This is a genomic window from Mycobacterium sp. (genome assembly GCF_052143115.1).
Taxonomy (GTDB): domain Bacteria; phylum Actinomycetota; class Actinomycetes; order Mycobacteriales; family Mycobacteriaceae; genus Mycobacterium.
In genome coordinates, this window is record NZ_JBKQTQ010000191.1 from 1 (window position 1) to 13012 (window position 13012).

Below are 13012 nucleotides of genomic sequence, written 5' to 3' on the forward strand. Positions count from 1 at the left end.
AGATGCACGGCGGCATCGGCATCACCGTGGAGTATCCGGTCAGCCACTACGCGGCCCGGCTCACCGCGATCGAGCAAACCCTGGGATCCTCGCAGGATCACTTGGGGGTGCTGATCGACCACATCACCGACTACGGCTTGGTCCGACTACAAGACTGAGCTACGGCCCATCTCGTTATTTGTTCGATCAGGTAGGCGCGGGCACCTCGACGGATTCTGCGTCTTTAGACTGTGGACCCGACTGTGCGGCCAGCTCCGGCATCTGGCCGGCCAGGTACTCGCCGAGCCCGCCGATCGTCGGGTAGTCGAATACCGCGGTAGCGCTGATCGTGAAGGCGCCGCCGAACTGGCTGTGCAGCCGGTTGCGGAGTTCGACCGCCATCAGTGAATCCGTCCCCAGGTCCAAGAACCGACTGGTTGCGGCCGGCGGTTGCGCGAGCCGCAAGAAACCCTGCACTTCGCGCTGCAGGAATTCGGTAATGAAACCGGCGCGCTGCGCGGCCGGTATCTCCTGCAACTGCTTGAGCATCTCACTGTCGCCGGTCGCCTCCGAGACAGCACTTGGCAACACCAGGTCGAGTATCGGCGGACGCGCACCGCCCAGCAGCTTGGCGACACGTTGCCAGTTGGCCTTGATGACGGTTGCCTGCCCCGTCCCGGTGGCGACAACCTCCGCGAGCGCGCCCAGGGCCGCCGTCGGTTCCAGCGGAATGAGGCCTTGCGCACCGATATTGGCGCGCGCGGCCTCCGAAGACGCCATGCCCCCCTGCGCCCAGGGACCAAAGTTGATCCCGGTTGCCGGCAGGCCGCGCGCCTTTCGATCCGCGACCAGTCCATCGAGCAACGCATTGGCGGTCGAGTAGTTAGCCTGACCGGGTGAGCCAAGCAAGCTGGACACCGAGGAGGACACGATGAAGAAGTCGAGGTCGTCGTCCTTCGTCAACCGGTCTAAGTACATCGCACCGAACGCCTTGGGCGCCAACGTCGTCCAGAACCGCTCCAGGGTCTGCCGTGACAGCAGCGCGTCGTCGAGCACGCCGGCCAAATGCGCCACTCCCGCGAGCGGAGGCAATTCCGCGCGGATCCGCTGCAGTAGATTTTCGACTTGCGCCTCGTCGCCGACATCGGCCGCGAAGGTATGGATCCCGCACCGGTAGCGCTCGGTGATGTCCTCAATTGCCCGCTGCGCCTGCGCATCGGGTGCACGGCGACTGGTCAGCACGATGTCACCGGCCCCGAGTTGGGCTAGATACGACGCGGTGTGCAGGCCGATGGCGCCGAGCCCCCCAGTGATCAGGTAGCTCCGGTCGCCTCGCAGCTGTAATGGGTTCGGCATTTGCAGGACGATCTTCCCGATATGCCGCGCTTGCTGCATGCGGCGAAACGCCGTCTTCGCCTCAGTGAGCGGGTAGATCTCGGCGGGCAGTGGCGTCCACTCGCCCGTGGCCAACCCGTCCGACACCTCATCCAGCAAGCCACGAATGCGGTCGGGGTCTTGCATGCTTGTCATGTCCAACGCGACGATCTCGTAGGCGATATCGGGACGGGCCGCCGCCATCTGCTCCGGAGTCCAGATGTCTCGCTTGGCGATCTCGACGAAACGGCCATTCTGGGCGGTGGCCCGTACCGTTGCCTCGATAAATCCCTCGTGGGTCAGGCTGTTGACCACCACGTCGACGCCGGCACCGTCGGTATCGGCAAGGATCTGGTCGGCGAAATCCATATTGCGCGAATCGTAGACATATTCCACACCCAGCTTGCGCAGGGTCGCGCGTTTGTACGTGCTTGCCGTGGCGAAGACAATCGCACCTTGGCGTTGCGCCATCTGGATCGCGGCCAATCCGACACCACCGCTTGCGGCGTGAATGAGCACACGGTCACCGGGCTTCAGCTGCGCCCAGTCGAACGCGAGCCGCGTCGTGAGTGCCGCAGCCGGAATGGTGGCCGCGGCCACCGCGCTGAGCCCGTCGGGCAACGGCGCCAGCAACTGAACCGGCACATTGAACCGGCTGGCGAACGCGCCCTGCATGAAGCCATAGACGCGTTGGCCGACCTCGAGTCCGGTGACGCCACTACCTAACTGGGTGACGATGCCGGCGAAGTCGCCGCCGAGCGGGCCCGGATCGCCCGGGTAAAGGCCCAACACATTGAGCACCTCCCGGAAGTTCAAACCGCCGGCCTCCACCCGGACCTGCACAAGGCCCTCGGCCGGCGGCGACACCTCCGCCTCGATCAGACGCAGGTTGTCGATCGCGCCGCGTTCAGTGGGCGCCAGCACGTAATCTGTTCCACGCGGAACCGCCAGGTGACCACCCCGCGCCCAGGGCAGTAACCGGGACGCCAACAACTTTCCTTGCCGCACAGCGAGTTCGGGTTCATCGACCGGAGTGCTGAGAAGACCGGCCAGCGCGTGCACGGCCTGCTCTGATCCGTCGGAGTCGACCAGCCTGCAGCGCATGACCGGTTCCTCGTTGACGATGGTGCGCCCGAGTCCCCACAGCGCCGCCTGCACCGGGTCGACCGGCTCGCCGGGTTCGGTCGCCACGGCCCGTTCAGTGATGATCCACAGACCACCGGGAAGTTTGACCGCCGCCGAGTCATCAGTGGCCTCCAGGGTATGCACCGCGCTGAGCAGATGGGCGATTTCGGTTTCCAGGCGCGCGGCAGATTCAGCGCTCGACTCTTCCGCACTCGGTCCCGAACTGCGCCAGACGATGCCGGCGAACGGCACGCCCCGGTCATGAGCCTGAGCCAACAGCTGACCCAAGAGCTCCGGATCCGTATTGCGGTCGAAAGAAATGCAGCCCGGCAGGTCGGCCGCCAGTTGGTCGAATCCGGCAACCAGCCAGGTGCCGTTTACGTTTCCGGCGCCCTCGCCATCACCGTTCGATGGCTGCGGCGGCACCTCGTGCCAGCCGAGGGTGTACAGCAGCCGGGTGGCATCGCCGCCGAGCCCACGCAACAACGCCTCGCGGGGCGCGCGTTTGACCGTGAACTCGTGGATCCCGCCCAGGTGGCGACCATCCCGATCGACGAAATCGATATCGAAGACTTGGGTTTCGCTGTCGAGGGGGCTGACACGCCACGTCCCGCGGCAATAAAACCGCCGAGGCATTTTCTCCCGCAGCTCCACCCGCCCGTACCGCAATGGCAAGAACAGATCGGTCATCGCTCGTTCCGCAGCCGTAAGCGCCGGGAACGCCGGGAAGACGACTCCGGTGCACAGATCGAGCAGTACCGGATGCATCGGCTCGGTTCCGAGGTGTTCGGCGAGTTCTTCGCCGACCGTGATATCGCCGATCGCCTCGCCGTCGCCGACCCACAGCGATTTGAGGGACGTTGACCAGGTAGTCCCCCATTCCAGCTCCTTCTCGGCGAAGGTCTCGAACAGGTACTGTGGACGACTGCGGTCCAACCGCTCGATGACGGTTTCGATGGACTCCGGCGGATCGGGCTCCGGCTCGACAGGCTCATCGGCGAGACCGGTCGCAACCGTGCCATCGGCGTTCAACGACCATTCAGCATCAGGGACGCCATATGGGCGGCTGTCCACCCGGAAGCTCCAGCCGCCCCCATCCTCCAGCGGATGCATGCTCAGTTGGACTTCGCGAGAAGCCTTCTCGGGCAGGATGATCGGCTCATAAAAATAGACGTTTTGCACCCGCCCCGGCGGCCCGACGGCGGCCAGGGCCATCGCCGCATATGTCGCCCCCGGGACGACAACGGTGCCATAGATGACGTGATCGGCTAGCCACGGCTGCGACTTGACCGACAGCCGGCTGGTGTAGACCGTGTCGCCGGAAGCGAGATCCTTTGCACTACCCAGCAGGCCGGACGCGGCAGCGCCCTGATCATCGATGCCGGCGACACCGGAAGTCTTGGGCCAGAAGCGACGGTGCTGAAACGGATAGGTGGGCAGTTCGAGTCTGCGTCGAGGTTGACGATGCAGCGCAGCGAATTTGGGCCGATGCCCGCTGACGTAAGTCGCGGCCAGTGCTTCGGCGATCTGGCGCCGGTCGCCGATGCCCTTGCGGAGGGAAACGATCGCACGCGGTGCGGCCAGATGTTCCGGCCAGACCTGCACCGCGGCCCCGGTCAGCACCGGTTGCGGACCGATCTCCATCAACACCGAGCACCCCAGCGCCGCCACGGTGCGCACGCTTTCTGCGAACTGCACGGGCTGGCGGGAATGCCGTCGCCAATACTGTGCGTCGAGCGGCGTTTCCGCCCTGAGAACGGTGCCGGTCCGGTTGCACACCAACGGCATCGTCGGCACAGCGAACTTCAATCGCGCTGCGTACGACTCGAATTCGCCGAGCACGGGCTCCAGCAACTCCGAATGGAACGCGTGGCTGGTTTCCAGCCAGCTGCAACGGATCCCGTCACTACCGCCCCTGGCGACGATCTGCTCTAGTTCCTCACCGGGACCCGACAGCACCGTGTTGGGGCCGTTGTAGGCGGCAACCGACACCCGGGGGACCTCGTTGGCGATCTCCTCGACGTATTTGGCGTCGGCGAACACCGCCACCATTCGGCCACCGTCGGGCAGACTGCCAAACAGCCGGCCGCGCTCGGCCATCAGCCGTGCTCCGTCCTCGAGGCTGAAAACGCCGGCCACACACGCCGCCGCGTACTGGCCCACGCTGTGCCCCAGCACCACGTCGGGCTCGACGCCCCACGACTGCCACAGCCGGGCCAGGCCCATCTCGATGGCGAAAAGTGCGGGCTGTGCAAAAGAGGTGTGCCGCAGTGCTTTTCCGGCTTCGGCGCCGGCGTCCCGGTCAGTCCCGAACAGCACTTCCAGCAACGGACGCGACAGCGTCCCGTCGACCGCTTCTGCGCATCGCTTCACGGTGTCGGCGAAAACCGGCTCAGCGTGGAACAACTCGCGTGCCATCCCCGGGTACTGGCTGCCCTGCCCGGTGAACAACCACGCCGTCGTCGGCGGGTCCGTGCACTCGCCGCGTACCACTCCCGGTCGGATCCGGTTCTCGGCCAGCTCGGCCAGCAGCTCGCGCGCGCTCTGAACCGAATCGACGACCAGCCCGGCGCGGTGTTCGAAATGCGAACGCCCTGCTCCCGCCGTGAGGCACACGTCAGCGATGTCGACCTTGGGGTGGGCGTTCAGCCAGTGCCCATATCGCTGCGCCAACTCCGCCAGCGCCTGCGGTGAGCGTGCGGACAGCGACAGCACGCCGACCGGCTCATCTTGAGTTTCCGCCTCCGATCCCACGTTGACGTCGGCCAAGATGTCGCCTGTGGAGTATTCGTCCGCAGTCGCCGATTGTGTTGGCGCCTCCTCGATCAGCACGTGTGCGTTGGTGCCGGTAAACCCGAACGAACTTACGCCGGCACGTCGCGGCCTGCCGTTCGCTTGCCACGGAATCGCCTTGTCCACCACCCGCACCGGCAGCGAGTCCCACGGGATATGTGGCGACGGTGTCTCGAAGTGCAGGCTCTGCGGCAGCACTTCGTGCTGTAGCGACAGCACGACTTTGATCAGGCCGGCGACCCCCGATGCCGACTCGAGGTGGCCGATGTTGGTCTTCACCGACCCGATCAGCAATGGCCGGTCCGCGTCACGACCGTCGCCATAGACGGCCCCGGCCGCCTGCACTTCGATCGGATCACCCAGCGCGGTGCCGGTCCCGTGCGCCTCGAGGTAGTCGACATCGCCGCCGGCCAGACCCGCGCGAGCCAGCGCCGTGGTGATAAGCCGTTGCTGCGCGCCCCCGTTGGGCACCGTCAAACCACTGGAAGCGCCGTCCTGATTGACCGCGCTGGCCGGGATGACCGCGCAAATCCGATCGCCGTCGCGCACCGCGTCGCTGAGCCTCCTGAGCACCAGAATGCCGCAGCCTTCACTGCGCACATAGCCGTCGGCGGAGGCGTCGAAGGTCTTGCATCGGCCATCGGGGGAAAGCATCCTGGCGCGCGATGCGGCGATGGTGGACACCGGACTCAGCAAGACGTTCACGCCACCGGCCAACGCCAAATCGCAGTCACCGGAGTGCAATGCCTGGCAGGCCTGATGAACGGCCACCAACGACGAGCTGCACGCGGTATCGACAGCAACCGCCGGCCCTTCGAGCCCGAGCGCAAAGGCAACCCGACCCGAAATGGCATTGAGCGCATTGCCTGTGATGAAGTGCGGCTCGATCTTCTCGACCGATTGCGCGGACAGCAGGTGCGAATACTCGTTGGTGGCCACCCCGACGAAAATGCCGCTTCGGCTGCCGCGCAACGCCCCTGGGGAATACCCGGCGCGTTCCAAGCCCTCCCACGCAGTTTCCAGCATCAGCCGCTGCTGCGGATCGATCCACACAGCCTCGCGCGGGGAAATACCGAAGAATTCCGGATCGAATCCGTCGATTCCGTCGAGGAATCCACCGAAGCGGCTGTAGATCTTGCCTGGAGTCTCTGGATCCGGGTCGTAAAACTCGTCGATGTCGAATCGATCATCTGGCACTTCCCGGATCGCATCGACACCGCCGGACAACACATCCCAGAAAGCCTCGGGATCGGGCGCGCCAGGAAAACGGCACGCCACCGCGACGATCGCAATCGGCTCGTCGGTGCGTGTCGTCGCTACCGCGGCTGGCGGGGGCCCGGCTTTGGCATCCGCTTGCTCGCTGAGCCCGAGCACGTCGCCCAGTAGGTAATCACCCACTTCGGACAGACGGGGGTAGTCCATCGCCAGAGTCGCCGGCAACTCCTGGCCCACTGCTTGCTCCAGGCGGCGGCGCAATTCGACCGCCATCAGCGAATCCATGCCGAGATCGAAAAATCCGGCGTCCTCGCGGATCTCCGCGGCATCGACCCGCGTCACCTCCGCCACTGCCTGGCGCAGATAATCGGCGACAAGTTTCTTACGCCGCTGCACCGGGGCCTGGGTGAGCTGCTCGACCAGCTGGGTCTTCCCAGCCGGCGTAAGTGTCGGCGCCAAATCAGGCACTTCGCGCTCCAACTCCGCCAAGAACGAGCGCCGACCCGCTTGCTGGTAGAGCGGCAGGAAGCGGGCCCAGTCGATACGGGCCACAGTGCCTTGTACCGAAGAAGCAGACATGAGGTCAGCCATCCCCGCCAATGCATCGGCGGGCGACAGCGTCCGGACCCCGCGCTGATCCAGTCGAGCACGGGCCTCCGCGTTGGCCATGCCCGCCGACCAGGGACCGAAATTAACGCTGATCCCCACGACTCCCTGTTCGCGCAGCCGCCAGGCCAGCCCGTCGAGGAAGGCGTTGGCCGCGCCATAGGCGGTCTGACCGAATCCGCCCCACACCGAAGCGATCGAGGAGGTGCTAAGGAAGAAGTCCAGCTCCAGATCCGCAGCAGCTTCGCTCAAATGCCATGCACCCCAGACCTTCCCGGCGAACACTCGATCTACTTCGGCGTCCTCGAGATCGCGCAGCGGGGTGGTACCGATCTCACCGGCGGCATGGACGATGCCGGCCACCGGCGGCAGTTCGGCCTGCACAGTGGATAACAGGCGCTCGACCTCGTGCGCATTGGCGACATCGGCCGCGACAACCCGGAATTCGCAGCCGTGCTGTTCGCGCAACGCATCGATGCGCCCTTGCACCGCATCGCTGGGTGAGCGTCGGCCGGTCAGCATCAGATGCCGGGCGCCGTGCGCGGCCAGGTATCCGGCGATTTCCAGTCCGACCGAACCCAGCCCCCCGGTCACCAGATACGTTGCGTCGGCACGCAATGCCAGCGGGGTAGCGGTCGGCCGCCCGATTCGTCGAACCAGCCGGGGAACATAGGCGTCTTGACCACGCAGCGCGATCTGGTCTTCCATACCGGCCGAGCCGGACGGTGCTGCCGCCACCTTGATCAACCGCGACCACTCGTCGGCTTCGTTTTCCCTGCCTTCTGACAAGTCTGCCAGTCCGCCCCACACTTGCGGATGCTCCAGCGACGCGGCGCGAGCGAATCCCCAGAGGCAACTCTGATCCGGTGACACGGAGTCTGTGTCAGTGACTCGTTGTGCGCCACGGGTTACCACCCAGATCGGTCTGCGCAGTTCTGCGGCGACGGCGGCGCGGAAGAGTCGGCGGGTTCCACCCAGCACTCGGTGTTGCATCCGCAACAGCGACCGCATCGATGGTGCGGTGTCGGCGTCTAGGGCCGCGAAGTGCACGATCCGTAGCGGCGGTTCGTCGGCCGCCGCAGCAAGCAACGTGGCTTCGAGCCGTTCCTCGTCCGCGTCGGTCACCGGCAACCCGAGAATCTGATGCCGGTACCCATGCGCGGTGAGCGCATCGGCCAACGGCTGAACCGCGTCGGAATCATCGCCGATGAGGAGCCAGGCAGATCCCTCGCCGCCTTCTGAGACCCCTGAGATCCCAGCGGCGGATTTCTCCCAGCGAACCTCGTAGCGATCATCCGCGATGGACCGCGTTGTACGTTGTTGGTTGTGTTGTGCGGCAAGCTTTGTCAGCATTTCTACGGTCTGCTGATTGTCACTCGTACCGTCGAGTAACGCGGCGAGTTCCTCGATCTGGCCGTCCTCGAGAAGTCGGACGGCGTCGGTGCGCACGGCTGCGTTCTGCTTCGAGGCCTGTTGGGTGGGCGGGACCCGCTTCTCTGTGAACCAGTGCTGGCGATGCTCGAACGGGTAGGTGGGCAGATCAAGCTTTCGCGCCGGTCCTATGACAGAGCCGAAGTCGGGCAGGTGGCCGAGGACGTACGCGTCAGCGAGGGCTTCGGTGATCTGGCGGTGGTCGGCGGTGTTACGACGCAACGACGCGATCGCGCGCGGTGCGGTGGACGGGTCGGGCCATGCCCGCAGTGCCGCGGCGGTGAGCACCGGTTGCGGGCCGATTTCCAGGAGCACTTTGCAACTCAGATCGGCCAGCGTCCGCACGCTCTTGGCGAATTCCACCGGTTGGCGCGCGTGACGACGCCAATAGGACCAATCGAGTTTCGCGCTCGTCCCGAGCGTGGCGCCGGTGCGGTTGCACACCAAAATTCTCTGTGGCGGGCTGAAATTGAACCGGTTCGCATAGGACTCGAACTCGTCGAGGATCGGATCGAGCAGCGCCGAATGGAACGCGTGGCTGGTGTCTAGCCAGTCGCATCGGACACCGTCGGCCGTCAGCCGGGCCACCGCTTGGTCCAGATCATTCCGGGGTCCCGACAGTACGGTGTTAGCGCCGTTGTAGGCGGCAACCGACAGGCTTGGGAACTCGTCGGTGAGGCTCTCGACGCGCTCGGCGACGGTGAACACCGCGACCATCCGACCGCCCGCGGGCAAACTGCCGAAAAGGCGGCCCCGCTCGGCCATCAGCAGCGCGCCGTCCTCCAGGCTGAACACGCCCGCGACGCAGGCCGCCGAATACTGGCCGACGCTGTGGCCCAACACCACGTCGGGTTCGAAGCCCCATGACTGCCAGAGGCGGGCCAGGCCCATCTCCACCGCGAACAGGGCGGGCTGGGCGTAGGAGGTCTGCCGCAGCGTCTCTTCGTTGTCTGGGCCATCCGCATCGAAAATAACGTCCAGCAATGGTTTTTCGAGAACGTCAGCGACCACTGCCGCGCACCGGGTCAGTGTCTCGGCGAACACCGGCTCGGTGTCGAACAGCTCCCGGGCCATGCCGGCGTACTGGCTGCCTTGACCGGTGAACAGCCACGCCGTCTTCGGCGTGTCATCGGATACTCCGCGCACCAGACCAGGTGCCGGGCGGTCGTCCGCGAGCGCACCGAGCAACTCACTGGCAGATTCCTTCGAATTGACCACCAACGCGGCCCGGTGCTCGAAGTGTGCTCGCCCCACCCCGGCGGTAAAGCACACGTCCGCCAAGGCGGCCTCCGGATGCGCGCTCAACCAGCCGCGGTAATCCTCGGCGATCTGCGCCAATGCGGCGGGCGTGCGCGCCGATAGCGGAAGTACGCTGAACCGTCGGTCCCCGGGCTGGTCGACCGGGCCCGGCGCCACAGCGACCTGACCTACTTCATCAGGCGCTTCCTCGAGGATGACGTGCGCGTTGGTCCCGGCGAACCCGAACGCGCTGACTCCCGCAATACGTGGCCCACCGTTGCGTTCCCAGGGGGTGGCCTCCTTGACAACCTGCACCGCAAGCCGGTCCCAGGGGATGTGCGGCGACGGATTTTGAAAGTTCAGATGTTTCGGCAAAGTCTCGTGCTCGAGCGACAGGATGACCTTGATCACGCCGGCGATCCCCGCGGCTGCCTCCAGATGCCCGATATTCGTCTTCGCCGAGCCGATCAACAGCGGCCGGCTCGCCTCGCGGCCAACGCCGAACACCGCACCGGCGGCCTGGGCCTCGATCGGATCGCCCAGCGATGTCCCGGTCCCATGTGCCTCCAGGTATCCGACGTCGCCGGGTGCGATGCCGGCGCGCTCCAGCGCCTCGGCGATAACCCGTTGCTGGGCGATGCCGTTCGGCACCGTCAAACCACCCGATGCGCCATCCTGGTTGACCGCGCTGCCCCGGATCACGGCCCGGATCCGGTCGCCGTCGCGGATCGCGTCCTCAAGCCGCTTCACGACAATGACACCGCAACCCTCGCCGCGCGCGTAGCCGTCCGCGGCCGCATCGAATGTCTTGCACCGGCCGTCGGGCGCGAGCATGTGCGCATGGGAAAAGGTGATCATGGTCGCTGGGGTGAGCAGGACGTTGGCGCCGCCGGCCAGCGCGAGGTCGCATTCCCCCAAGCGCAGCGCTTGGCATGCCTGATGGATTGCCACCAACGACGAGCTGCACGCCGTGTCAACGGCGACCGCCGGGCCCTGCAGCCCCAACCGGTAGCTGATCCGGCCCGCTGCTGCGGCATACGACGTCCCGACTGCCAGATAGGCTTCGATCTCGGGGTAAGTCAGCTGGTCCGCTGCCATTCCCTGGTAGTCATTGGTGGCTAAACCGATGAACACACCGGTGTTGGTGTTCGCCAAAGCCGTTGGCGCGGTGCCCGAATGCTCCACCGCCCGCCACGCCGTCTCCAGCAAGAGCCGATGCTGCGGGTCCATCGAATTGACTTCGCGCGTCGACATACCGAAGAACGGCGCGTCGAACCCCGTTACGTCATCGACGAAACCTGCCCGACGAGTCACAACCTTCCCGGGCGCATCGGGATCCGGGTCGAAGAATTCGTCGGCATCCCACCGGTCCTGGGGCACCTCCGATATCGCATCCCGGCCTTCCCGCAGCACCTGCCAGAATTCGTTTGCGTCCGCGGCGCCCGGGAAACGCGCCGCGTAGCCGACTATCGCAAAACCCGATGCCGGCTTCGCCAGATCTTCGACGGATACCATACGGTTGTCCTCCCTGCCATGGGGTTGTTTCCCTGCCTGGGCCTGTGAAGATTCGACCCCCCGCGGGCGGCCCGGCTGCACACCAGCATCGTTCCCGACGGCCACTATTGCAAATGGGGCGCCTGCTCCGGGGACCCTATCATCGCCATGCATTGCCTGCCGGTCTGCGTCCCACGCCGGGCCGTTCCGTCGCCGTCCCCGCACGCCGGCGACAGTGACCGCTGGGAGGGTTATCTTGATCTCGCTGCTAACGTGGCGGGATCGGAGCCGTTCACACGGAGGAGGACGAAGTTTTGCGCATCGGGAAGATTACGATCGGCTCACTCGATGATTGGACGCCGCCCCCAGGATCGGTCATCTCCTGGCACCCGACGACCGCAGCTCAGGAAAAGGCCCGACAAGCGCCGGCCAGTTCTGTGCCGGTCAGCTACATGCAGGGCCAACATCTTCGTAATTACTACGAACGGACAGCCGCGGGGCTGGACTTTTCGCGACTACTAATCACTACCTGTGAAGTACCCGGCCAGTGTGATATTTCTGCCATGAATCACGCTGTCAACGCATACCTGCGTCGGCATGACACCTTGCACAGTTGGTTCGCCCACACCGGTAATGGAGAGTTCATAAAGCATACCATCAGCGATCCTGCTGATATTGAATTCACGCCGATCGATTACGGCAAAATGACGGTTGACGAAATACGCGCTCATGTCGTGGCCATACCGAATCCGCTGGAGTGGGGCTGCTTCACCTTCGGGATTGTCCAAAACGAGAGTCACTTCACTTTCTTTGGCGCCATCGATCATGTCCACGGGGACGCGAGTTTGATTGGCGCAACGATGCTTGAGGCCAACGGAATGTATGCGGCGTTCAGCGGAGGCGGTGAACCCCTTGCGCTTCCCGATGCCGGCAGCTTTGACGATTTCTGCGCCCGCGAGCGCCAGTACGCGTCAACGTTAACCGTAGATTCGCCTGAGGTACGCGCATGGATTGACTTCGCCGAGAACAACAATGGTAGCTTTCCCGAATTCCCACTCCCACTGGGTAACCCGTTGGAGCCGAGTAACAGTGACATGGTCTCCGAGCTGCTGATGGACGCAGAACAGACGGAGCGGTTCGAGTCAGCCTGCACAGCGGCCGGCGCGCGCTTCGTCGGCGGCTTGTTCGCCTGCAACGCCCTGGTAGAGTATGAGTTTACGGGCGCTCTCACGTATTACGGCCTCACTCCCAGGGATACGCGCAGAACTACGGACAATTTTATGACGCAGGGTTGGTTTACCGGCTTAGTCCCGATCACCGTGCCAATTGCTGCGGCCTCTTTCGGCGATGCTGCGTGGGCAGCGCAGGCTTCTTTCGATTCAGGTCTGAACATGGCGAAGGTACCGTATTACCGCGTACTGGAATTGGCGCCGTGGTTGAGCTGGCCACAGCCAAACTTCCCGGTGTCGAACTTCTTCCATGGCGGCGCTGCTCCGCTCAACGCCGTCCTTGCAGCAGCCGACCTGGGTCTTGCGAACAATATAGGAATCCACTCTGACGGTCGGTATTCATATCAACTGACGATCTATGTATTTCGGTACGGGGAGGGCACGGTAATGGCGATCATGTATCCCGACAACCCGGTCGCCCAGAAATCAGTTGTCCGTTACATCGCGGCGATGAGGTCCGTGTGCGTGCGGGTCGCTGATAGCGGGCACTGGGGACGCGTCGCGTAGCGTGGAGCAATTCGATGGCT

The 13012-nt window shown here is 64.8% G+C and carries 2 protein-coding genes and 1 pseudogene; 2 read left to right on the forward strand and 1 reads right to left on the reverse strand.

Annotation, left to right across the window (positions count from 1 at the left end; all coding sequences use genetic code 11):
* Positions 1 to 158: pseudogene (locus ACLQI9_RS19965) on the forward strand (acyl-CoA dehydrogenase family protein); the annotation flags it as partial.
* Between the two features lie 28 nt (positions 159 to 186).
* Here the strand turns inward: ACLQI9_RS19965 and ACLQI9_RS19970 are convergent.
* Positions 187 to 11277, reverse strand: a complete 11091-nt coding sequence (locus ACLQI9_RS19970; protein WP_442392053.1) for a type I polyketide synthase — start codon at positions 11275 to 11277, stop codon at positions 187 to 189.
* A 293-nt stretch (positions 11278 to 11570) separates the two neighbouring features.
* Between ACLQI9_RS19970 and ACLQI9_RS19975 the strand changes: the two genes are divergently transcribed.
* Positions 11571 to 12992, forward strand: coding sequence for a condensation domain-containing protein (locus ACLQI9_RS19975; RefSeq protein ID WP_442378629.1), 1422 nt, complete (start codon positions 11571 to 11573; stop codon positions 12990 to 12992).
* Positions 12993 to 13012 lie beyond the last annotated feature (20 nt).

What these genes read in the sequence shown, in the direction of transcription:
- ACLQI9_RS19970 (WP_442392053.1), bottom strand. Translation starts at nt 11,277, where the DNA reads ATGGTATCCGTCGAAGATCTGGCGAAGCCGGCATCGGGTTTTGCGATA.